The following is a 25,189-nucleotide window of genomic DNA, read 5'->3' as shown; positions in this document are numbered from 1 at the left end:
ATCAAATGAAGGGAAAACTGTTTATGATCGCTCTAACGGGCATACTTGCATTGAACCAGGGATGTAATCAAAAAAAAGAAGAAGCAGAAGGGACAGGTGAGTCGAAAAAGCCGCTGAGCCTTATTGTGGTAGAACCGGGTCATTTTCATGCTGCTTTGGTTCAAAAATCCATGTATGGAGATGTTGATTCTGTTGTCCACGTATATGCTTCCGAAGGTCCGGACGTAAAAGCGTATCTTGACAAAATTGAAAAATATAATACCCGCCCTGAAGATCCGACACACTGGAAAGAAGAAGTGTACACAGGTACCGACTTTTTTGACAAGATGATTTCCGAAAAGAAAGGTAATGTAGTGGTACTGGCCGGGAACAATCAGAAAAAAACAGACTTCATTAAAAAATCGGTGGATGCAGGATTAAATGTACTTGCAGACAAACCGATGGCGATTGACGCAGCAGGTTTTGATAAATTGCAGGAAGCATTCACCAGTGCAGAAAAAAACAAAGTACTTTTGTACGACATCATGACTGAACGTTATGAGATCACCAATACGCTTCAGCGTGAACTTGCTTTACTTCCGGATATTTTTGGTGAATTACAAAAAGGAACACCAGCGAATCCATCCGTTGTAAAGGAAAGTGTTCACCACTTCTTCAAGTACATTTCAGGAGAAGCACTGGTACGCCCGACCTGGTTTTTTGATGTTAATCAGCAGGGTGAAGGAATGGTGGATGTAACAACTCACCTTGTTGATCTGGTTCAATGGAGCTGTTTTCCAAATGTTTCTCTGGATTACAAAAATGACATTAAACTGTTGTCTACCAAGCGTTCCGCAACACAAATTACTCCTTCTCAGTTTAAGCTGGTGACAAAAAGCGATACTTATCCTGAATTTCTTAAAAAGGATGTAAAAGACACTACTTTGAATGTTTATTCGAACGGTGAACTGAATTATACATTAAAAGGTGTTCATGCAAAAGTTTCCGTTATCTGGAATTTTCAGGCACCTGAAGGAACCGGCGACACGCATTACTCGATCATGAAAGGTTCAAAAGCAAACCTGATCGTACGCCAGGGTAAAGATCAGAAATACAAACCCGTATTGTACATCGAAAGCACTGACAAAAGCAAAGCTTACGAAGATGCGCTTGCTACCGGCTTTAAGTCTGTTCAGGAGAAATTTCCGGGTATTGAATTAAAGAAAAATGCTGCCGGATGGGAAATAACGATTCCTGCGAAATATGATACAGGCCACGAGTCACACTTTGCTCAGGTTGCAAATAAATACATGGAATACCTGAAAGCGGGCAAATTACCTGAATGGGAAGTTCCGAATATGATCGCCAAATATTACACAACAACACTTGCGCTTAAACAGGCAAAGGAGAAGAAGTAAAAAATATCAGGGCATAAAAAAAACAGGTCAGCGCGTTAGCATTGACCTGTTTTTTTTATGCTGGTTTGAGAATTATCTCAAATCAACCACTTCAACACCAGGATATTGTTTGGCATTGAAAGTGAAAAAATTATCGGCAACGGCTACATCCGGCTGAAACTGATCCAGTTTATAAGTCACTTTTTCACCATTTTTCTGGAAAATCTTCCAGTTGTTGATGGACTTATCAGCTTTATTAACCTGAATCTGTACTTTGCTCACCTGGCTGTTTTTGTTGGTGGGTGTCAGTTCTACGGTTTCCAGAACTTGCGCTCCTACTTTTTTCTCATCTACAAAAACATATTTAAACCCTTTTTTGTAGGCCGAGTATATTTTGGTCGGATCAAGGTCACCCGAAGCTGTCGGATCGAAATCCTGATAATTCACTTCGTTGGTTTCTTTGATATAGGTCGCCATCAGTTTACCATCATTGTAAATTTCCTGCCCCGCCATTTTCAAACGAAACTTGGTACCTTTTGTTGTCACATCGCCTTTAAGAGGTTTTCCGCCTTCCGGTGTGTAAGTAAACAGTGCTTTGAAGGATTTCACTTTTTGGTATTTGCTGCTCATAGCATCCAGAATCGCCGTAGCTTTTTTATCACCCTGTGCGCGGGTCTCAAACGAAGCAACAGTCAGAAAAACTGAAACCGCCAGCAGAAGGATTGAAATTTTTATTTTTCTCATAACAAACAATTTGGTTCTTAGCAGGTTAATTAACGGGTATTCTGTTAAAATAAATTATTACAAATTTTAGACCAAACAAGAATAGGATGGTTTAAAGCGATAAATTGACTATCAAAAGAATTGGTACAAAGATGAGGGTCAGCTGATGCCCATATTGCGGAGATGATCATCAAGGCTGCTTAGGTCCATGAACATCACATCTCTTGCCTTACTTCCGGTGAACGGTCCGACGACACCAATTGACTCGAGCTGATCCATAATACGTCCTGCCCGGTTGTATCCAAGTTTCATTTTGCGCTGGATAAGCGATGTACTGCCCTGTTGATGGGTAACGATCAAACGGGCAGCGTCAGGCAGTAATCCATCAAAATCATCTACATTGACTTCACTTTTACCTTCTGCACCGTCTTCACCCTCATATTCAGGAAGTGCATATGCATCGTCATAACCACGCTGCGATCCGATGAAATCACAGACATCCTCAATTTCCCGGGTATCAATAAACGGGCACTGCAAACGGATCACTTCTGAGTTAATGGATAAAAGCATATCACCCTGTCCAACCAATTGTTCCGCTCCACCTGCGTCCAAAATGGTCCGCGAATCGATACTGGAAGTTACACGGAAAGACAGACGGGCCGGAAAGTTGGCCTTGATCAAACCCGTAATAACCTTCACCGATGGGCGCTGTGTTGCAACAACCAGGTGAATCCCAACCGCACGGGCAAGTTGCGCCAAACGGGCAATAGGCGTTTCAACTTCCTTGCCAGCCGTCATCATCAAATCTGCAAGCTCATCGATAACAAGAACGATGTACGGCAGGAAACGATGTCCTTTTTCCGGATTAAGACGTCGTTGCGCAAATTTCTGATTGTATTCTTTCAGGTTTCGTACAGATGCTTCCTTCAACAAATCGTAGCGGGAATCCATTTCGATACACAAAGAATTCAGTGTAAAAATTACCTTCTTGGTATCGGTAATAATCGCTTCTCCGGAATTTGGAAGTTTAGCCAGAAAGTGCCTTTCCAGCTTATTGAAAAGGGTTAATTCTACTTTTTTAGGATCTACAAGTACAAATTTCAGCTCTGCCGGATGTTTCTTGTAAATCAGCGAAGCCAGGATAACATTAAGCCCTACCGACTTACCCTGACCCGTTGCACCTGCCATCAGCAAATGGGGCATTTTGGCCAGATCAGCAATATGGATTTCGTTGGAAATCGTTTTACCTAAAATAACCGGAAGGTCATACGTCGACTTTTGAAAACGCTCATTGGACAAAACGGAACGAATAAAAACCGTTTCCCGGTTTTTGTTGGGAACCTCAATACCAATTGTACCGCGACCAGGCATTGGCGCAATGATACGTATTCCAAGTGCCGCAAGGCTCAGTGCGATATCTCCTTCAAGATTTTTAATTTTTGAAATACGGACACCTGCTTCCGGAATGATTTCGTAAAGTGTAACTGTCGGCCCGATGGTTGCTTTTATTTTGGAGATATTGATCCCATAACTGCCAAGCGTCTCAACAATTTTGGTTTTGTTCTCTTCCAGTTCCTCCTGGGACACTTTTTCATGCGTATTATCAACAGCATCGTTTAAAAGCGAAACGTTGGGAAACTGATAGGAAGGCAGATCCAGTGTAGGATCATATTGTCCAAACTCCCGCAGGATAGAGGCGTTCACATCCTCCTCTTCCTCAACAAATATTTCCGGTTCCTTAACAAGTGTATCTTCCACTTCCAGTTCCAGAACTCCCGGAACAGCCGGGCGGGCAGGCATCACAACCGGCAAAGGCAGGATTACCTCAGGTTCAGGCTCTGTTTCCTCTTCCGGTTCTTCATCAATAAGCTCCGTCTGATCGTCTGTATCGTCATAGGTATCGTTTACTACGGAAACATAAGTGGTCTCCACTAACGCTTCCTTTTCTTCCGGCTTTTCTACAGCCGGTATAACTTCCTCCGGCATTTCAAAAACAGGTTCATCTTCCTTGTCATATTTGCTTTGCCAGCTATCAATAACATCTCTTACATCATAAAAATAAACTGAGAAGACAAAAAGGGCAAACAGAATCGGAACGATACTTCCCCATTTAAGCCAGTCGAAAAGAAAAACGTTTACCGCATATCCCAGGCCTCCGGAAATCAAGCTGAGGTTGCTCTCCATATTGCTCATCAGGATCACATAACCCATCAGCGTACTTCCCCATAAAAGAAAGAAAATAACTTCTTTTGTTACCCGGGTCAGGGAGTAAGGCTCTCTTCCAAAAGCAATTTTCCAGCCTCCCAAAACAGAGATCACAGGCAGTAGAATCGCACTGATACCAAACCAGCGATAAACAAAAATGTGGGAAATGGCTGCACCCAGAACACCTAAAACATTACGGGTTTGCCTGCCTGCATCACGGATGGACTGTTGTCCTAACCCGTCAACTATACTTTGGTCTTTAATGCCGGTGAAGATATAGGAAACAAAAGAAGCTTCCATAATAATACCGAGCACCATAAAAAAGATACCCCATGCCAGAGTACCTTTTGGGCTGGAAAATATGCCTTCCCAATCTATCGAAAAGCGGAAACGGGATCCCGCGGGTTTCTCTTCCTGCTGCCGTTGTGTATTTCCCCGGGGTTTATTAACTGCCATTTATTACTAAACTAGGATGTGTGAAGTGGTAATTATAAAGTAAGAAAACAATTAATGGCCTACCATTGCTTTGCAAATCCGGCTGGCCAGTCCGGGACCTTCGTATATAAACCCGGTATAAATCTGCACAAGGCTGGCTCCGGCTTTTCTTTTTTCCAGTGCCTGTGACGGAAGAGATATCCCTCCCACCCCAATTACCGGAAAAGCGTTTCCTGACTTCTCACAAAGGTAACGAATTACTTCCGTCGCACGATGTACCAACGGTTCGCCACTTAACCCTCCCGCCCCGATGTTTGCAATTTCAGAAGCAGAAGTTTTCAAACCATCACGGCTTATGGTTGTATTGGTTGCTATTACCCCAGCAATTCCGGAGGCTTTTACTATTTCAATAATATCGTCCAGCTGGCTTGTTGTCAAATCCGGTGCTATTTTAAGAAAGATCGGTTTTGGCGTAAATTTCTCCTTGTTACGTTTCTGTAATTCTCCAAGTAACGCAGTAAGCGGTTCTTTTTCCTGCAATTCGCGAAGGCCGGGCGTGTTGGGAGAACTTACATTCACAACGAAATAATCCACCACATCAAACAGTTCTTGGAAACAAATCAGATAGTCGCTGAGTGCCTGATCGTTAGGGGTATCCTTATTTTTACCAATGTTGCCTCCTACCAGTATTTTAGATTTACGGTGCCGAAGTTTTGCAGCGGCTACTTCCACCCCTTTGTTGTTAAAACCCATCCGGTTGATCAGCGCCTTATCTTCTTTTAAACGAAACAAACGCGGTTTGTCGTTACCTGGCTGAGCTCTGGGCGTTAGGGTTCCGATCTCTATAAATCCAAATCCCAGCGCTTCCAGTTCATCAACCATTTCGGCATTTTTATCAAAACCGGCAGCCAGACCAACCGGATTACGAAAACGCAAACCTGCAACCTCCTGAACCAGATCAGGATGCTCATAGGTATACATGGAACGTAAAAGCTGGGGAACGAGCGGAATCTTAAAAGCAATGTGTAATACCTCGCAGACAAAGTAATGAACCCGCTCAGCGTCAAAAAGAAAAAGGATAGGTGCAACCAGATATTTATACATGCTGCAAAAATAGGAGGTTTGCGGGGAAGCGGGGAATAGAGGGGGATTTTTATTTTATGGAGGGAGGAATGAAATATCAGTTCACATCCATGTTAATCCCTTAATTTCAATGGTACGTCGTGCATTCGGATCTTTCTTTATCCCCATTATCTTATTAAACTTTCTTATTTCTTCGAAAAATTTATAGTAGCGCCCTTCAACAGTATCAGTCATACCTTGCCGTAGCGATTCCAGGTATGGACCGTCCATGTCATCATAAATTGTAATTGCTCGCTTTTTTCCCATGTCGCTTCCTTCAATATGCACGTCGTAAATATAACAAAAAGCTAACTCTTTCCTCTCGCATTGCTTGCCTCATAGCCTGATCATCGATTATATGTCATCTTCAAACTCCAACATTTTAAAATAGATGCACAATCCCGGGACCACCGTTTAAAATACTACAGTTCCTTCTTTATTTACAATTTCATATATTATATTGCAGCAAAAACGCGTTGACCTGAAAACCGGCATATTTATAATTACAGTTTTTTAGAAACCGCGAATACTACCCTCCTTCATTGACAAAATAGCATTCCTAAAAACCCCTAACGTATAATAAACTCTTTACTGTGAGAAGAAAAACTTTTCAAAACCCGCTGTACGTCCTTCTGTTGCTGATTCTGCCGGCACTTAACGCACTATCCGCGGAAAAATCCATTTATGCTGACGGCGGCAAGCTTGTTGGTAAAATTGTGGAATCTCCCAATAATACCGGTGTCAGTTTTGCAACAATTGCCTTGCTTACTGTAAAGGATTCTGCCGTGGTACAGGGAAGCATCGCTGACCTCGATGGGATTTTTAACGTTCCCAATGTAAAACCCGGTAATTATATTCTCCGGGTAACCAACCTTGGATACCAAACACTATATGTTGCCAACGTCAGAGTTGCAACGGAGGCTAACCTGGTCGATCTTGGAACGCTTACGATTACGTCCGAAGCGCAAAAACTAAGTGAAGTGACAATCACCGCTGAAAAAAGTATGATTGTGGATGATATTGATAAAAAGATTGTCACCATTGGGCAGGATATGCTGGCTGCCAGTAACAATGTGAGCGATCTGCTTGAAAAGCTACCTGCGGTTTCCCTGGATGAAAACGGTAACCCGCAGTTAAGAGGAAAAGGAAATGTGGTGGTATTAATTGATGGCAAACCTTCCAATTTATATGGCAGTGATCTACCAACGATTTTGCAATCCTTTCCTGCCAACCTGATCGAACGGATTGAAGTAATGACCACTCCATCAGCAAAGTACGAAGGTGAAGGCGCTTCCGGGGTGATCGATATTATAACAAAAAAAGTCAAAATTCGTGGTACAAACGGCGGCGTCCGCCTTAGCCTTGGTAATACAAACACGCATGCAGGATCGGCCAATGTGAGCTACAAGGCCGGCAAGTTTGGACTAAATTCATCTGTAAGCGGTCAGATGGGTGACAAATACTGGGAGCGCACACTGGACAGGGAGAACTTTGTATCTGAAACACCGACATTCCTTAAACAAGCAGGATCCGGGGATAACGGCAACAAAAACGCCTTTGGAAGAATCGGAATGAATTATGACTTCAATGAGAAAAACACGATCGAAGTTGGTGCAAATTACTCACGCTACAAAAATGAAAGTTACAGTGATCTTTTAAACAGAACCACGTTTGAGAACGGTACAGTAAAAGAAGAGTTTACCCGTATCAACAAAGGCAACGGCGATGGCGGCAACATGAATTTTAGTTTTGATTACCGCAAAAAATTCGATAAAAAAGATCAGCTCTTTTCGTTCACTGCGAATTACTCAATGGGCGTATCGGATGGTGAATCCTATTTTGATCAGGAAAGTAATATAGACAGCCTGGATCGACATCAGCAAAACCTGAGAAACAACAACCGGAATTCCCTTTTCCTGAACACCGATTATACCTGGCCCATCACGAAAAAAGCAACGCTGGAAGTGGGGGTTCGCTCGCGGTTTAACAGCAATGATAACACCAACGCCTTTTACAGTCTGAATTCAGAAAATCAGGAATTTGAATTCAACTCCAGACTAAGTAACATTTTTGCTTATCAGGACGAAACGTACACGGGTTTTGTAACTTTTTCCCAAAAAACCGGAAAGTGGGGAATCAGAACAGGTTTAAGGATAACAGATTATAATCAGGATATCAACCAGATCAGCAGTAACCGGCAGTTTGGCGTTCATTTTCTTACACTGGTACCATCTTTGGCAATAACGAGAAAACTGAGTGACATCTCACAGCTTAAACTAAACTATAGCCGGAGAGTACAACGCCCGGAAGCAGATTGGCTAAACCCTTTCACCGATCTTTCTGACCCAAGGAATGTTCAGACAGGAAATCCGAATCTTAAACCTGAATTCACACACAAGGCCGAACTTGGCTACTCCAGCTACGAAACAAACGGCGGCTGGGGACCGTCTCTGTTTATGGATTATTCCGATAATGCCATCACCAGAATCAGAACTATTGATGAAAACGGAACTTCACTGAGCCGGTATGATAACGTTGGAAAAGAAATGTCCTACGGACTTGAAACAGACTTTAACAGCACACTTTGGGAAATTCTAAAAATCAATGGCAGCGGTCGTATTTTCAGAAGCGAAGTAGTATCCAGAATGGCACAGATCGACAACAGGGCATGGAGTTATTCAGGAAATTTAAACGCTTTCATAAAGCTTCCCATGGATTTCCGTGCCTCTGCTTATGTAAATTATGAAGGTCCAAGAGCCATAGCACAGGGATCCCGGGACGGTGTTTTTATAGCCAATATGGGGATTCGTAAGGATTTAATGGAAAAAAAAGCCACAGTTTCTTTCAACATCCAGGATGTGTTTTTATCAAGAACTTATAAAAGTCAGCTGAACACAGCAACTTATTCCCAATATTCTCTCTGGCATCAGACCAACCGACTTATTAATATTAGTTTTAATTATCGTTTTGGGAAAATTTCAACCCGGCCGGCAAATGGTGCGTAGTTCGCAAGTTAAATATTGATATTTAAGGAATTAAGGGTAGCTGATCACGACATCAGCTACCCTTAATTGTTGGGGCATTCACCAAGCATATTTTGCCAGTTACCAATTCCTGATGACTTACACAGGATGCATAAACCTGTTGGTACAACCGCATTTGATACATAAAACGTATATTGTAAGGGCTGGAATAATTTTTGCCCTTATTCAATGGTTAACAAAGGTTAACAGCCGGGTAGACATTTAAACCCTGTATATAATCTACGCTCTAAAATTTATCAGAACAATTACTTCTGATGAATTTATTCGTATTACTATTGTACAAAATAAAAACAGTCATTATGAAAAAGATCTTAGGAATATCAATCGCCTTGTTGCTGATAAATACATTGACTTTCGCTCAAAAATTACCGGCAGATTCAATTTTCGCCAAATATTATACTGCTACCGGTGGCAAGGGATTATGGGACGCAGTCAAATCGTATAATATAAAGCGAAGCTACGCTACGGCGACATCGACACCTTACGACGCCAATATAGTGGTTTCTGTGCCTGAAAAGTCGATTTACAAATCAAAAACAATTATGAAAAGGAGCTTCGTTTATACTGTAAAGGATAATGAAGGCTGGATTAAAGTACCGCTTGGCAACAAAATGGATGTGAAAGATCTGAGCGCTGCCGAACAGCAAAACATGAAAACAGAGATTTATGATAACCTCGCTCCTTTCATAGATTACCAAAACCGGGGTTTTATTGCAACAACCGTGGGTACTGAAACTTTAAACGGAGTATCTGTAAATCAGGTAGAATTGCAGGGTAACGGAGCAAAATACAATTTGTATTTTGATGCCAAAAGCGGCCTGCTTATTCGTCAGAAAGAAAATCGCGGGGGTGTTGAAACAGTGACAGATTTGTCGGCGTATACAAAATCAGGGTATGGTTTGCTTTATCCTGCCAAATTAGTTGAAATAAACAGTGTGGATAAGAAACCTGTAACGATTACTTCTGCCATCACAATTAATGATGCTGTTAATGCTGAGCTGTTCAAACGATAGAATGGTAAATTAGCGGGTACAATATTTTAATGCTGGATAGTTATTCAAAAATAGCTATCCAGTTTTTTTGCAACTTATTGAATACATTACCTGCGCCGACCTTCACCGGCGAGGTTTAACTTGAAAGAATGAAAAAGGTATTGAAAGTATTGGCAATAATAATCCTGACGGTATTAATATTGATAGGCGTTCTGATATGGGGTATTCAAACTCCGACAGGCCAAAACTTTCTCACCGACCAGGCAAATTCTTACCTGAGAAAAAAACTAAAAACAAATCTTAATATTGAAAAAGTAAGATTTGACGTCCCCGACTGGATTCTTCTGGAAGGCGTTTATTTTGCCGACCAAAAAGGTGATACGCTTTTTGCAGGTAAAAAACTGTATGTGGATATCGACATGTACAGCCTTATAAAAGGCAATGTGGGAATCAACAAAATTGAACTGGAAGGCATAACTGCCAACATTCACCGCACATTACCGGATACGGTTTTTAACTTTCAGTTTATTGTAGATGCTTTCGCGGGTACCGAAGATCCTGCACCTGTTGATACAACGGCTGCACCCATGGAAATGAGACTGGACAGAATCTCAATGAAAAATGTCCGCCTGGCTTACCATGATGCCGTGATCGGAACGGACGCGGATGCAAACATTGATTCTGCTTCTGTTCAGTTCGATAAATTTAACCCGTCCACTTCTCAATATCATCCGACTAAAATCACGCTTTTCAACAGCGGAGCAAAATTGCGGATCTATGCTGCACTTCAAAAAGAAACGACGCCATCAGAATCCAACCCATCTGACTCGCTTGACCTCAAATTAGGTGACGTAGACATTCGTCAGTTTAACTGGATTTTTACCGATGAAACATCCGGTCTGAAAAATGGCGTTACAGTAGGTAAGCTTGAAGGAAAGATTAACAAAATTTACATGGGCGGCCAGCAGGTGGATATCCAGAATATTAAGCTGGAAAATATGACTGCCTATGCCGAATTTGCAAAAAAAACAAAAAGCGGTGCAGAGAAAGTTGGCGAAGAAATTGACAAAGCAACTACCACCCCAGAGGAAGTGCCGGCAAATGCATCGGCCAAAGCGGCGCCCGGATGGAATGTTAAGGTTGGAGATATTAATCTAGTAAATAACAGCCTTCGTTACGATGACTTTAACACATCAAAGCAACCAAAAGGTCTGGATTATGCGCACTTAGACATCAGTGACCTGGATATTGATTTAAAGGATTTCATCTTCTCTCCGGAAAACATTGCCGGTGCGCTTAAATCAGGTTCTTTTAAAGACAAAAGCGGTTTTAGAATAGAACAGTTCAGAACAAATTTTGCTTACGGAAGTCAGCAGACATACCTGAGAAATCTTTTCCTGAAAACACCAAATACACTTCTACGTGATGAGCTCGTTCTTCGTTACGAAAATTTAGATCAGCTTTCAAAAGACATTGCGAAAGTAAAAATCCGGTTGAAATTAACAGATAGCCAGGTTGCTTTTTCTGACATACTGTTACTCGTACCGGATCTTGCAAAAACGCCACCGTTTGATAAAGAACCAAACGGAATGTTAAAAGGAACAGGGCTAATAACAGGTTCAGTTGATGACTTGCTTATTTCAAAAGCAAGATTCAGCATGCTGGACGGAACAGTTTTAAGCCTGGACGGACGTATCAAAGGTTTACCCAATGCTGATAAACTGGCGGTGGATATGAATATCGGTGAGCTGTCTTCGACCAAACAGGATCTGCTGAAAATGCTACCTGACAGTGCTGTTCCTGCTTCCATTGAAATTCCGGAAAACATTAAAATTTCAGGTAAGGTCAATGGTTCAATGGCTAATCTTACTGTTAACACTACCATAAATACCTCTTTCGGAACAGGAACTTTTGCCGGCAACCTTAAGGACATCACAGATAGCGTAAGAGCTAAATATAACGGTACACTGAGTTTTCAGGATTTTGATTTAGGAAAACTGATGAAACAGCCTCCTGAACAATTTGGCAAGCTTACACTCAGTACGGACTTTAACGGTGTTGGTTATGCCCCGAAAACAATGGTGGCCAGCCTGAACGGAACAGTACAAAGCGCCGATATCAAAGGTTACGTTTACAATAATCTGACCCTGTCCGGCAACATTAACAGAGGCCTTGCAAATGTTTCGGCCAAAATGAATGATCAAAACATAAAGGTTAGTATCGACGGTCAGGCAGATATGTCCAAAGAATTCCCTTCTGTAAAAGGAGATGTAAATATCGGTCACCTTAATTTAACTGCCCTTAATCTTTATGCTGACTCCCTGCAGGTAAAAGGTGATATCAAAGTTGATATGCCTTCAACGAACCCCGAGAATCCGCTGGGAAATATTGATGTTACGGATCTGGTTTTAACACATCACGGCAGACCCATCAGCGTTTCTGATATGCATGTAGCTTTGACTGATTCAAGTGGAGAGCGTCAGGCAAGCATCGACTCTCCCTTTCTGAAAGCTAAAATGGAAGGTAATTTTGTGTACACAGAACTGGCGGATGTGTTGTTTACGGAGGTTGGCAAGCACTTCAAAGCACCCGGCCTGACTTACACTCCCGTCACCAAGCCGGTTGATTTTACCGTAGATGCCACAGTAATTAACCATCCGGTTTTCAAAATTTTAGCTCCACAGCTTACGAAACTTAATCCGGTTACATTTCATGCCGCAGTAGACAATCAAAAGGATTCATCTATTGTTGCAAGACTTACCATACCAGTTGTTGAATATGATAGTATACATACAGAAAGGGTTTATGTAAATTTCAGTAACGTGGACAAACATGCTGCGCTGGATGCACAGGTTGGTCTGGTGAATACAGGAAGTTTCAGAATGCAAAATGCTTCTCTCAACAGTGAGATCGTCAACAATGATGTGAAATTTGACTTCATTGTAAAAGACTCCGTCAATGTTGATCAGCATTCAGTAAAAGGAGATCTGCTTGTTGCCAATAACAGTTACCGTCTGAATTTGCGTGACAATCTCTTGCTGAATTACCGAAATTGGCAAACAGATACTTCCGGCTATATTTCTTATGCAACGGATAGTGTCTTTGTTAAAAATTTTGTCATCCGCGATGGTGAGCAATCTTTAAGCATTAATTCTACCACACCGGAACCGAACAGCCCGCTGGATATTCAGATGGATAATATTTCTATCGGGCCAATGATCGCTATTGTGACTCGCGACTCTACCATGGCAACCGGTTTGTTAAAAGGAAAAGTCCTGCTAAGTAACTACATGGTAGCGCCGGTTTACACAGGGCAGCTTACAATTGACAGCCTTGCGGTAATGAAAATACCCGTTGGGAATTTAAGTTTAAGGTCCACCAATGAAACCGAAAACCTGATACGTGTCGGAATGTCGCTTGTGAGTGACCAAAATGACATACGTATGGGTGGCAGCTATAACCTGAAAGAAACTGCTAATGCCCTCAATTTCAACATGGATCTTAAAAGGCTGAGCGCTTCCACGGTTGAAGCTTTTAGCTTTGGACAGCTTCAGAAAGCCAGCGGTAACTTAACTGGTAAAGCAAAAATCACAGGGTCAACAGACAGCCCCAAGCTTGACGGTGCAATCAATTTTGATGACGTTGCATTCAACGTTACGCAGCTTGGTTCAAGATATTCTTTGAATAAGCAGGCCATCCAGTTTAATCAGCAAAATATCAATTTCAATAATTTCACCATCGCTGACTCACTAAGCCGGCAGATGAAGATTAATGGCAATGTAAACATTGCTACGTTGCCTGATGTTTCATATAACCTGACCATTGGTGCCAAAGATTTTACAGTTCTAAATTCTACCCAAAAACAAAATGAACTGTTTTATGGTAAAGCGTCGATTGATGCGAATTTGACTGTAAAAGGAAAAGGCAGCAAATCGGTAGTAGATGGTGATGTTAAGGTTGATTCGGGAAGTGATATTACGGTTGTACTTGCCGACAATGCTACCGAAGCCGGAGATGCTCAGAAAGGTGTTATCGAGTTTGTGGATATGAGCGATTCCACACAGGTTGCTAAAGTTGATTCCATCGAAACCCAGCAGATCATGGTTGATTTTGCATCTCAGATTTCTCTCGATATCGATGTGGATGACAAATCAAATTTCAAAGTTGTAATCGACGAATTGAATGGTGACAATATCAAGCTTAAGGGAAATGCCAAGTTAAATACCGGAATAGCCCCCAATGGGCAATTATATCTGATTGGTGCTTACGACGTAACGCAGGGTTCGTATGACCTGACACTGCAAATTCTTAAAAGGCAATTCCAGATTCAAAAAGGAAGCAGCCTGATCTGGACGGGTGATCCAATGAAAGCGGATTTGAACATTACTGCGGTTTACGAGGTGATGGTGGATCCCGGCTCAATTGATAACAACTACAAAGGTGACAGAAAGATCCCGATCCAGGTTCAGATCATCATCACCGGAAATCTGGCAACACCTAACATTACCTTTAATGTAGAACCCGGAGCGGAAGTATCACAAAACGTTGTGCGGGATATTGAAGGGCAGACCTTTTGGAATGACATGAAAAACAATCCTTCCGAAATGAATAAACAGGCGTTTGCTCTTTTGATCACCAACAAATTTATAACGGATCAGACATCATCCGGTTTCAATATTGGTTCAAGTGCGGAAGCTCTTGCACGCCAAAGTGTAAGTCAGCTGCTAAGCGACCAGCTTAACAATCTTGCCTCAGATTTAGTAAAAGGCGTCAATCTGGATCTTGCCCTCAACTCGACTACCGACCAGCAGGCAGGTGCCCGTACGGATTTGAATGTAGGGCTTAGTAAGGCATTTTTGGGTGACAGACTTAAAATTTCTGTTGGTAAAAACTTCGAACTTGAAAGTAAAAGCCAAACACCTAGTTCTACCGAAGTAGTTGATAACATTGCACTGGATTATACCCTTACCAAAGACGGCAGATACCTTGTCAGAGGTTATCGAAAAAACCAGTATCAGTCTATTCTGGAAGGTTTTATTGTCGAAACTGGTGTGAGTTTTATTATAACGGCAGATTATGACCTGTTCCGTGAAATTTTTCAAAAGCAAAAAAATGAGAATTAATACCTTAGCCTTCTTGATAATATGTGTTTTGTTAAACAGCTGCTCGGTACAAAAATATGTGCCGGAGGGGCAAGCCTTGTATGTAGGTAATAAAGTTAAAGTACAGGCAGATACCATTACAAAACCAAATGTATCAGACCTCGCTGATAACCTTGAATCGATTATAAAACCTGCTCCAAACAAAACCCTGTTTGGATTCCCCTGGAAAGTATGGTTTTATTATTTTATTGGTGAGCCAAAGGATGAAGGCGGCCTTCGCAGCTGGTTTCGTAAAAAATTGGGAGAACCACCAATTTACGCATCGCAGCGGATTGTTGACATCAATGCAAAGAACATGGTTTCTTTTATGGATAACGAAGGTTATTACAAATCTTCTGCAAGCGGTAAATTGAATTATAGTAAAAAGAAAACGGCCACCGCAGAATATGAAGCCTATGTAATGCCAAGGTATTTTATTAATGAAATAAAATTCGTTGTACCTGACAGTTCAACTTTTAATAAAGACCTGGTCTTAACAAATAAAAACACTTATTTCAGAAAAGGAGATCCGATCCGTCTGGATGTTGCTACTGCTGAGCGTGTGCGCATCGATCAGGAATTGAAAGGTAAAGGATATTATTATTTTAATCCAGATTATCTGATCGTAAGAGTTGACTCAACCATTGGCCGGCAGGATTCCACGATGGCTCCTCAACAGGTTAATTTATATCTGGAAGTAAAAAAAGAAACGGCTCAAACCGCTTTAAAGCAATACTACATAAACGGTATTTTTGTAAATACAGGAACAAATGAAGATACAAGTGCAGACAGCGCGGTAAACAGAGGCCCTGCAAGAAGAGGAATTGCGGTGACCGATCCTGGTAAATTATATAAGCGACGAATATTTTACGACGCGATCGGATTTAGAAAGGGTGATTTGTACAACAATAAAACGCAGGAATTATCTTTAACCAGACTGGTTAATTTCTCGAATTTCAAATTTGTCAAAAACAACTTTGAGCTGGTCCCTCGTTCTGACTCGGCATTACTGAATGTAACTTATGAGTTAGCACCATTAAAGAAAAAATCCATTCAAACCATTTTGAGTGCCAGTACCAAATCGAACAACTTAGGTGGCTCTCAAATTGACGTCAGTTGGAAAAACCGCAATTTTTTAAGGGGTGCAGAAATTCTTACGCTTACAGCATACTATGGTTTTGATATTCAGTTAGGCGGTAACAGAATTGAAAATCCTAACAGGGTTGGTAATGAATTTACCAGATATGGTGCAAGAGCAGCTCTCTCATTTCCCAGATTTGTAATTCCGTTTTATAGAGTACGTCCTGAAAAAAGCCAGGTTCTCCCTAAAACCGTACTTTCTTTAAATTACGAAAACAGAGTTCAAAAGGGATTTTATACCACCACATCCATAAGAGCAGACTGGGCTTATGTATGGAGTAAAAGTGCACAGCTTGAACACACACTTACACCGATTGCCTGGAACTACGTGCGGACGGGCAATGTAAATACTGAGCTTTTAGGCAGAATTGCTGAAAATCCGAATACCAATCCTCTTGATCTATACCGGTATTTTCAGCTCATAGATCAGCAATTCTTTATTATGGGCTCAAACTATAACATTTCCTTTCGTCCAAAACCAAGACCATTTAGCAAAAATCAGTTTATTCTTTTAGGTGGTGTGGACTACGGGGGGAATTTACTAAGCCTTCTTGCCGGAAAAAATAAGGTCGATAGTCTTCCAAAGGAGTTTTTGAAAACACCAATTTTACAGTTTGCTAAATTTGATGGAGAAGTTCGTTACTACAGAACCATTAATTCAAAAATTAAATGGGCAAATCGTTTTATTGGCGGCGTAGCCATTCCGTTTGGCAACTCCAGGACCATGCAGTTACCTCAGTTTAAACAATATTTTGCAGGTGGTAGTACTGGTTTGCGTGCTTTCAGAGCTAGGGCTTTGGGGCCTGGTGCCTACAATCCGGATACAACTTCAGTCCGTCTGTTTGGATATAATGCATTTGGAGATATTAGGCTCGAATTTAATTCAGAAGTTCGTGTGAAGTTCACAGATATTATAAATGGTGCCGTATTTGTGGATGCCGGTAATATCTGGTCATATCGTGGAAGTGCGGAAGATGGTTACGGCGCGGAATCTGTATTCAAAAAGGGTTTCTTAAATCAGGTGGCTGTTGGCGGCGGGATTGGTCTTCGCCTGGATTTTTCTTTCCTTGTTTTCCGTCTTGACCTGGCAACTCCTTTCCGAAAACCGTGGTACACCGTTACTCCGGCTGATTCAGATCCAAACGCTCCGTTTGATCCGGATGCCCCTGTTCAGTATAAAAATCCATGGGTATTTAAGGAAATTAATTTTGGCAGCAGAACCTGGCGAAAGGAGAACCTTGTGTTGAATATTGCAGTTGGATTGCCGTTCTAAGAATTTCCCGGACTATTGACGTATCTCCTGGCAGAGTTCAATCAATAGTCCGTTTGTACTTTTCGGATGCAGAAAACAAACCAGTTTGTTGTCGGCGCCGCGTTTTGGCGTTTCGCTTAAAAGTGTAAAACCTTCTCCTTTCAAACGAGCCATTTCTGATACAATATCGTCGACCTCAAAGGCTACGTGATGAAAACCTTCGCCTTTTTTCTCAATAAATTTTGATATTACACTATCGGAGCTTGTCGCTTCAAGAAGCTCTATTTTTGTTTCATTAATCTTAAAAAAGGAAGTGGAAACAGATTCCGATTCAACCATTTCTCTTTTATAAGGCAAAACACTAAACAGACGGGAATATAAGTTCTCGGCCTCAGCCAATTCCTTTACTGCAATACCGATATGTTCAACGTTTACAAACATGTTTAAAGTAGTCAGGCTTTTGATTCTTATTTTCGGTTATCTCCTCCTCCTACCATGCTCAGATAACTCTCATAACGGCTAAATGCAATTCCTCCATCTTCAACGGCAGATTTTACAGCACATCCCGGTTCGTTGATATGCTGACAGTTATTAAACCTGCATTTGTTTAACAACTCTCTCATTTCCGGAAAGTAATGGCTTATTTCTTCCGGTTTCATGTCTGCCAATCCCAGCTCTTTAATTCCGGGTGAGTCGATTAAAAAAGTGTCTTTTTCAAGTTCAAACATTTCTGCAAAGGTAGTTGTATGAACTCCCTTGTTGGCAAAGGTGGAGACTTCCTGTGTTTTTATTGTCAAACCGGGCGAAATCGCGTTTACAAGTGTAGACTTTCCTACGCCGGAGTGACCGGAAAACAGTGAAACTTTTCCTTTTAAAAGATCCTTTAATTCCTGAACACCCTCTTCATCAATAGCATTCGTTGTCAGACACCTGTACCCAAGACTTTCATATAATTCCATCAGCTCATTTTGAAAATCCTTGATTTCGTCATTCAGTAAATCCTGTTTGTTAAAAACAAGCACGCCGGGAATACGAAACGATTCGATAGCAACCAGAAACCGGTCGATAAAACCTAATGATGTACGAGGAAAAATCAATGTAGCAATCAATATGGCCTGATCAACATTGGCTGCCAAAAGGTGGGCATGTGCTGTTTTATGTACCGAACTTCTGATTACATAGTTATCCCTGGGCACTATTTCATGTATAATCCCAAAATTTTGATTTTCATCTTCTATCTCAAACCGGACCCGATCCCCTACCGCAATCGGATTTGTCACTTTTAGCCCAAGATTTTTAAACTTGCCTTTTAACCTGCACTGCCAGATATGTCCGTCCCGCGCATCCCGTACCTCGTACCAGGAACCTGTGGAGCGAAGTACCAGCCCTTTTTCTAATAACATTCTTTAAATATTTTTTAGCAATGACGAATATAACAGAAGTTTATTCCTCTGTGTTGCATCAGTAATAAAAACGAAAACAAATAGAAATAAAGAAAGTAGTTTTTTTTAGTTCCATGTTTTTATTTAAAATACATTTTGCCGTTTGCAAATATGCAACTAATATTGTTTACGGAAAGTTACAGGTTGAACGGGAATCATGATGAGACAGAATTTATTATGACACTTATCAGGCATTTACAAACAAATCTTTTACGGTAAGTACTTTTTGACACATTTTCCATATATTTAGCTAATTATTAAGAAATATTAATAATTGCCGTATATTTAGTAAATGTTAATGTATTGTTGCCCGTTATGAACCTAGTTGCTGAGGAGCCGAATTCCGTAATAGATATTAGAAAAAATCGCGTAAGAAGTAATCTTTTACTACACCTCTATCAGTCCGGTGATACGTCCATCAACAAGATGGCCCGGATGTTTCACGCGAGTATTCCTTCTGCAACCGGTATTGTTAATGACCTTATGAAAGAGGGCTGGATCATCGAATCCGGTACCGGCCCGGCAAGAGCAGGAAGACCCCCTGTTTTATACGGACTGAATCCTAAAAAATATCTGACTCTGATCATGGACATCAACCGCCATGACACACAACTGGTCATCTTTGATCTTCATAATAAATTGGTTGTTAAAAGAAAAGTCGATATCAAACTTGATGATTCTTCTTCTTTCCTTAAAAATCTCTTTGCTGCTACAGATGATTTTTTAAGTTTCAATAATATTAGTTACAGTAGTTTATGGGGAATCGGATTGGCTATGCCAGGACTGATTAATACCTCACAGGGTGTTAATCTGACATACCCAAATCTTACTCCCGGCGGCACTCCGCTTGTTGCATATCTTAACAAACATTTTAAACTGCCAACCTATCTTTTTAACGATACAAAAGCTACCACAATAGGCGAACACCGGTTTGGCTTTGCGATGGACAAGTCACATGTACTGACCATCAATATCGACTGGGGTGTGGGGTTGGGAATTATTGTCAATGGAGAGGTTTTTAACGGAACTTCCGGTTTTGCCGGTGAGCTGGGACATATTCAGGTTAAACCGGATGGTTTGTTATGTCATTGCGGAAAGATAGGCTGTCTTGATACCATCTCATCCGCTATGGCGCTGATCCGCCAGGCAAAAGAAGAAATACAGAACGGACGAGCAACTATTTTAACTCAGATTGTCAACAATAATCTGGATTTACTAGATACTTCACACATCATCGAAGCAGTTCATTCGGGAGATGAATTTTCTATTGATCTGCTGAGTACAGTGGGTACCGAACTTGGAAAAGGACTGGCAACTGCCGTTCATCTTTTTAATCCGGAAGTAATTATTGTAGGTGGTTTGCTTGCAGAAGCCGGGCCATTTATTTCCAATCCTATTGAGCAGGCCATCAATAAATATTGCCTTTCAGATTTCAAAAATTCACTTTCGATACATATTTCAAAACTGGGAGCAAGCGCGCGTCTGTTGGGGACGCAGGCTTATCTGTTTGAACATTTGATAACAAAGGAATTTGCCAATTAAAATAATTAAGAGCGAAATACAATCCGCGTATTTCGCTCTTAAACCAGAAGTTTTCTCACTTCTTTCATTACTTTCTCTGTTGCACCTTTTCTCTCTTCAACGTATCTCCTGCTAACTGCTCCCTCAGCAGAAAGCAATTCAGCATCAATCATCCAGTTTTCCAGTAGAGCCACGATTTCTGTGGAATTTGAAACGATTTTTGCTCCTCCAAGTTTTACCAGATCCACCGCCTCCTGAAATTTGTGATAACCCTTGTTACCAAAAATTACCGGTAATCCAAAAGTTGCAGCTTCTAAGATGTTGTGCAATCCTGACCCGAAAGAGCCTCCGATAAATGCCATGTTTCCATACCGGTACAATGACGAGAGCATCCCGATATTGTCAATAAATAAATAGTCAAAGGATTCTTCGCCGTTCGTTTCTTTATAGACCGAGTAAAGTACCGAGCTCCCCGAAAGTTGCTTCCGCCAGTTTTCGATTTCATCCGCTTTGATCTCATGTGGGGCTATGATGACTTTAACTGGCTGCTTCAGCGCATTTAATGCGGGGATTAAAACTTCCATGTCTTTTCCCCAAACCGAACCGGCAACCAGGCACATCTGCCCTTTAACAAAATTATCTATTACCGGTAAATTTTTAGTTTGTGCAGCTATTTCAGCGACTCTGTCAAATCTCGTATCTCCTGCCAGAGCAAAGCGGGTCATTCCGATCCTTTGGAGCAAATCGACAGATTCCTGATTTTGAACAAAAATATAATCAAAGTAGGTTAACAGTTTTCTGTAAAATCCGCCGTATGAATTAAAGAAAACCTGTCCCGCTCTGAATATCGTTGAAAAAGAAAAAACATAAACATTCCGGTTTTTGAGCTCAACCAGATAGTTATACCAAAATTCATATTTGATAAAAAAAGCAATCTGCGGGTTAACGATCCTGACGAAGGTTTGTGCATTTGTTCTTGTATCAATAGGCAGATAACAGATATAATCTGCACCCGCATAATTCTTCCTGATTTCGTAGCCTGACGGAGAAAAGAATGTTAGTAAAATAAAATGATCAGGATATTCTTTACGATAGGTTTCCATAACTGGCCTTCCCTGTTCAAATTCACCCAAAGAAGCAGCATGAAACCAGGCAACCGGACGACCTTTTATCAAACCAGGTAAAACTGTTTCCAGTTTTTGAAGTAAGTTCTTTCTGCCTTCAACGCCCAGTTGGATTTTTGGACTAAACCAGGCAGCGACGCGCATGATGCCCTGGAACGCAATGATAAATATCTGATAAAAGAATTCTGACAATTTTGGCTTATTTAAAAATCTGAGAAAGAGAATGAACCGCGGCGCTTTTCAGATATATTTTGTAAATTAAAGGTCGAAACCTTGTAACAAATATTTTCTTTATAACTTAAAGAACATAAATGTACAAAAAACCGTTAAACAGGAACGGAGATCAGCAGTGATAAATCAATAATTAGTAATTTCACCGTTCGTTTCCGTTATGATTCGTCACAGGATATACACAATATGATATGATTCGTGCAAAACTTTTACTTTCTGTTTCTTTCCTGATCATCCTGTCGGCAGATCTTTTTGCTCAGCGCCGCGCCAAGACAGAAGATTTGGAGGATAGTTATAAAACCTTTACATCGTTCGGATTAACAACCAATACCAACTCAGGAATTCTGGGTGGTGCTGTTTTTCGGCAGTCTTCTATTCTTTCTTCGAAGTTTTCCGGCAAAAATCAGTATCGATATCTTGCGGTGGAGCTGGTAAATGTGAAACATCCGAAAGAACTTGCTCAGCAGAATTTTGTTTCAGGAGCCCGGTTTGTTGAAGGGAAGCTTAATTACCTTTTTTCATTGAGGCCGGAATACGGCAGAGAAGTTACTTTTTTTAGCAGGCATGAAGATGAGGGAATTTCAATCAGCGGTATTGTTGCTGTTGGGCCTACGATTGGCCTGGAAAAGCCCTACATGATTCAGGTTGAAGGAACGGACCGCCGTGTGGTTACCAAATCAATTGACGCAGATGCTGCTAATCCTTATGAAGGGTTTATTGGTTCCGGGAGCTTTTTCAAGGGTTTCGGCCAGATGAATTTTGTACCCGGTGTTCACCTGAAAACAGCACTTAGTTTTGAGTTAAGCGCCTTTCGTGAAAATGTAACAGGTGTCGAAATAGGATTTCTTGCGGAAGCATTTGCCCGCAAACCCAATATCATGCTTTACGCAGAAAACAAAAGCTTTTTCTCATCAGGATATATTACCCTGTATTTTGGAAGCAAAAAAAGATAGTAGAATTTTTAACCGATATCAGAGCGCAAAGATCTGACTATCCGCATTTATCAAAGTATGATTGAATTACCAGTAATTCCGTCGGAGCGCAGGAAAAGGCCCGATTGGCTAAGAGTAAAACTTCCCGCCGGCCCCGAATTCAGGAAAGTACGCCAATTAGTAGATAATTACAAACTTCATACGATCTGTGAAAGCGGAAGCTGTCCTAACATGGGAGAGTGTTGGGGAGCCGGTACCGCTACATTTATGATCTTAGGAAATGTTTGTACACGCAGCTGCAGTTTCTGTGCAGTTGCAACAGGCCGCCCTAACGAATATGATGCTGATGAACCAAGACGCGTTGCCGAAGCCATTAAACTGATGCAGGTTAAACATGCGGTTATCACTTCTGTTAACAGGGATGAATTAAAGGACCGCGGCGCAGAGATCTGGTATCAGACTGTCAGACAGGTAAAAGAAAATACACCGGAAACGACAATTGAAACATTGATTCCTGACGTAAAAAATAACTGGGACGCTTTAATTCACATGATAGAAGCAGGCCAGGAAGTGGTTTCCCACAATATGGAAACAGTTGAGCGTCTTTATCGCTCTGTACGTCCGCAAGCCAAATATGCCAGAAGTCTTGAGCAGATTAAGAGAACAAAGGAATTTGGTCAGCGCACGAAATCCGGCATTATGCTTGGTTTAGGAGAAACTCAGGATGAAGTTTTTAAAGCAATAGACGACCTTGTAGAAAACGGCCTGGACATATTAACGCTCGGTCAGTATTTACAGCCTACCAAAATGCATCATGAGGTGATTGAATGGATAACACCTGAAATGTTTAACAATTATCGTGAGGAAGGTTTGAAACGCGGACTCAAATACGTTGAATCCGGCCCATTAGTTCGCTCCAGTTATCATGCAGAGCGCCACGTTAATGTTCCAATTTGATTTGATTTATAACATACAGATAAAGCCTTGCCCGCGAAACGTGCAAGGCTTTATCATATATGGTTTCTACATAGGTTAACTCCACTACGTTATTCGAGATTAACCAGACTTAAAATTTGTTTAATCTCACAAAAAAGTTCAATTTTGTGACCTGATTTGTTTCATACAAAAGACATTCACACATAAAAATAACATTCAAAAAAAGTAAGTTTTATGCCATATTTATTCACCTCGGAGTCCGTATCTGAAGGACATCCCGATAAAGTAGCAGATCAAATTTCAGATGCACTGATTGATAATTTTTTAGCGTGGGATAAGAATAGTAAGGTTGCCTGCGAAACACTGGTTACCACAGGCCAGGTTGTACTTGCCGGTGAAGTAAAAACTACTACTTACCTGGATGTTCAGAAAATAACAAGAGAAGTAATCAGAAGAATTGGTTACACCAAGAGTGAATACATGTTTGAAGCTAACTCCTGCGGTATTTTATCTGCGATCCATGATCAAAGTGAAGATATCAACCAGGGTGTTGACCGTGCGGTAGAATCAGAAAGTTTTGAAGATAAAGCCAATGCACAAGGTGCAGGTGACCAGGGAATGATGTTCGGTTATGCAACACGCGAAACTGAAAACTACATGCCGCTTGCACTTGACCTGGCACATAAGATTCTTCAGGAGATGTCTTACATCCGTAACAACGAGCCAAATCTGATCCCATACCTTCGTCCGGATGCAAAATCTCAGGTGACGATTGAGTACAGCGACGAAAATGTGCCTCTGCGCATTGACACGATTGTTGTATCAACACAGCATGATGATTTCGATTCAGAAGCAACAATGCTTGCCAAGATCAAAGCAGATGTCATTAATATTGTCATTTCCCGCGTGAAGGCAAAACTTACTCCTGAATTACAAAAACTTTTCACAGGAGAAATCACCCACCATATCAACCCAACCGGCAAATTTGTAATCGGTGGTCCTCATGGTGATACAGGTCTTACCGGCCGTAAAATTATTGTTGATACCTACGGTGGAAAAGGTGCTCACGGTGGTGGCGCATTCTCAGGAAAAGATCCTTCGAAAGTAGACCGTTCTGCCGCTTATGCGACGCGTCACATCGCTAAAAACATGGTTGCTTCCGGGCTTTGTGATGAGGTTCTGGTACAGGTTTCCTATGCAATCGGTGTCGCTGAGCCTTGCGGTTTGTACATTAATACCTACGGAACTTCAAAGATTGCTGACCATGACGGAGCTGTTGCAGAAAAGATCGCTGAGATTTTCGATATGCGCCCCTACGCTATTGAGCAACGCCTGAAACTTCGTAACCCAATTTATTCTGAAACTGCTGCGTATGGTCACATGGGGCGGAAGAATGAGGTTGTGAAGAAAACATTCAAAGGTGCAAACGGAGAAGAAAAAGAAGTTGAAGTTGAATTGTTTACCTGGGAAAAGCTGGACTTCGTTGATAAAATCAAAGAGAAATTTGCTCTTTAAAAATAATACTTAGATAATACAATTTAGGCCGGCATAACAGTCGGCCTATTTTTTTAAA

16 protein-coding genes are annotated in these 25,189 nt (G+C 41.3%); 9 read left to right on the top strand and 7 right to left on the bottom strand.

Annotation, left to right across the window (positions count from 1 at the left end):
- Positions 1-5 precede the first annotated feature (5 nt).
- Positions 6-1,397, top strand: a complete 1,392-nt coding sequence (locus E0F88_RS20920; protein ID WP_131960231.1) for a putative oxidoreductase C-terminal domain-containing protein — start codon at positions 6-8, stop codon at positions 1,395-1,397.
- 72 nt (positions 1,398-1,469) lie between these two features.
- Here E0F88_RS20920 and lolA1 read toward each other — a convergent pair whose 3' ends face one another.
- The 4 genes from lolA1 to E0F88_RS34075 form a co-directional block, all read right to left on the bottom strand.
- Complete coding sequence (gene lolA1, locus E0F88_RS20915) at positions 1,470-2,120, bottom strand: outer membrane lipoprotein periplasmic chaperone LolA1 (RefSeq protein WP_131960230.1); 651 nt, start codon at positions 2,118-2,120, stop codon at positions 1,470-1,472.
- Positions 2,121-2,258: 138 nt separating this feature from the next.
- Positions 2,259-4,760: an FtsK/SpoIIIE family DNA translocase gene (locus tag E0F88_RS20910; RefSeq protein ID WP_131960229.1), complete on the bottom strand. Its 2,502-nt coding sequence runs from the start codon at positions 4,758-4,760 to the stop codon at positions 2,259-2,261.
- 51 nt (positions 4,761-4,811) lie between these two features.
- Positions 4,812-5,843 carry a quinone-dependent dihydroorotate dehydrogenase gene (locus tag E0F88_RS20905; protein WP_131960228.1) on the bottom strand — a complete coding sequence of 344 codons (1,032 nt, stop codon included), beginning with the start codon at positions 5,841-5,843 and terminating at the stop codon, positions 4,812-4,814.
- 81 nt (positions 5,844-5,924) lie between these two features.
- Positions 5,925-6,128: a hypothetical protein gene (locus E0F88_RS34075; RefSeq protein ID WP_220466362.1), complete on the bottom strand. Its 204-nt coding sequence runs from the start codon at positions 6,126-6,128 to the stop codon at positions 5,925-5,927.
- A gap of 326 nt (positions 6,129-6,454) precedes the next feature.
- Here E0F88_RS34075 and E0F88_RS20900 point away from each other — a divergent pair, with 326 nt between their 5' ends.
- The 4 genes from E0F88_RS20900 to tamL all read left to right on the top strand — a co-directional run bounded on the left by E0F88_RS20900 (position 6,455) and on the right by tamL (position 17,451).
- Complete coding sequence (locus E0F88_RS20900; protein WP_229213854.1) at positions 6,455-8,866, top strand: TonB-dependent receptor; 2,412 nt, start codon at positions 6,455-6,457, stop codon at positions 8,864-8,866.
- A 338-nt stretch (positions 8,867-9,204) separates the two neighbouring features.
- Complete coding sequence (locus tag E0F88_RS20895) at positions 9,205-9,918, top strand: hypothetical protein (protein ID WP_131960227.1); 714 nt, start codon at positions 9,205-9,207, stop codon at positions 9,916-9,918.
- Positions 9,919-10,046: 128 nt separating this feature from the next.
- Entirely contained in the window at positions 10,047-15,020 is a 4,974-nt protein-coding gene (locus E0F88_RS20890) for a translocation/assembly module TamB domain-containing protein (protein ID WP_131960226.1), read from the top strand.
- On the top strand, positions 15,010-17,451 hold the full coding sequence (gene tamL, locus E0F88_RS20885; protein ID WP_229213853.1) for a translocation and assembly module lipoprotein TamL: 2,442 nt from the start codon (positions 15,010-15,012) through the stop codon (positions 17,449-17,451). The genes E0F88_RS20890 and tamL overlap by 11 nt, the downstream gene beginning before the upstream one ends.
- Before the next feature lie 12 nt (positions 17,452-17,463).
- Here tamL and mce read toward each other — a convergent pair whose 3' ends face one another.
- Both mce and rsgA read right to left on the bottom strand, forming a co-directional pair.
- The gene (mce, locus tag E0F88_RS20880) at positions 17,464-17,871 is read right to left on the bottom strand and encodes a methylmalonyl-CoA epimerase (RefSeq protein ID WP_131960224.1); all 408 of its coding nucleotides are present in this window, start codon (positions 17,869-17,871) and stop codon (positions 17,464-17,466) included.
- A gap of 26 nt (positions 17,872-17,897) precedes the next feature.
- Positions 17,898-18,833 carry a ribosome small subunit-dependent GTPase A gene (rsgA, locus tag E0F88_RS20875; RefSeq protein ID WP_131960223.1) on the bottom strand — a complete coding sequence of 312 codons (936 nt, stop codon included), beginning with the start codon at positions 18,831-18,833 and terminating at the stop codon, positions 17,898-17,900.
- A gap of 354 nt (positions 18,834-19,187) precedes the next feature.
- On the opposite strand from rsgA, the gene E0F88_RS20870 reads away from it, so the two are divergent.
- Complete coding sequence (locus E0F88_RS20870; protein WP_131960222.1) at positions 19,188-20,414, top strand: ROK family transcriptional regulator; 1,227 nt, start codon at positions 19,188-19,190, stop codon at positions 20,412-20,414.
- Positions 20,415-20,452: 38 nt separating this feature from the next.
- Here the strand turns inward: E0F88_RS20870 and E0F88_RS20865 are convergent, their stop codons facing one another.
- Positions 20,453-21,709, bottom strand: coding sequence for a 3-deoxy-D-manno-octulosonic acid transferase (locus tag E0F88_RS20865; RefSeq protein WP_229213852.1), 1,257 nt, complete (start codon positions 21,707-21,709; stop codon positions 20,453-20,455).
- Between the two features lie 230 nt (positions 21,710-21,939).
- Here E0F88_RS20865 and E0F88_RS20860 point away from each other — a divergent pair, with 230 nt between their 5' ends.
- The 3 genes from E0F88_RS20860 (at position 21,940) to metK (ending at position 25,131) form a co-directional block, all read left to right on the top strand.
- Complete coding sequence (locus E0F88_RS20860; protein ID WP_131960221.1) at positions 21,940-22,701, top strand: hypothetical protein; 762 nt, start codon at positions 21,940-21,942, stop codon at positions 22,699-22,701.
- Between the two features lie 57 nt (positions 22,702-22,758).
- Positions 22,759-23,637, top strand: coding sequence for a lipoyl synthase (lipA, locus tag E0F88_RS20855; RefSeq protein ID WP_131960220.1), 879 nt, complete (start codon positions 22,759-22,761; stop codon positions 23,635-23,637).
- A 213-nt stretch (positions 23,638-23,850) separates the two neighbouring features.
- Complete coding sequence (gene metK / locus E0F88_RS20850; RefSeq protein ID WP_131960219.1) at positions 23,851-25,131, top strand: methionine adenosyltransferase; 1,281 nt, start codon at positions 23,851-23,853, stop codon at positions 25,129-25,131.
- Positions 25,132-25,189: the final 58 nt, after the last annotated feature.

The sequence above is a fragment of the Dyadobacter psychrotolerans genome, assembly GCF_004349265.1.
Taxonomy (GTDB): Bacteria; Bacteroidota; Bacteroidia; order Cytophagales; family Spirosomataceae; genus Dyadobacter; species Dyadobacter psychrotolerans.
Note: the sequence above shows the minus strand (reverse complement) of the source record. Positions and strands in the feature narration are given on the sequence as shown.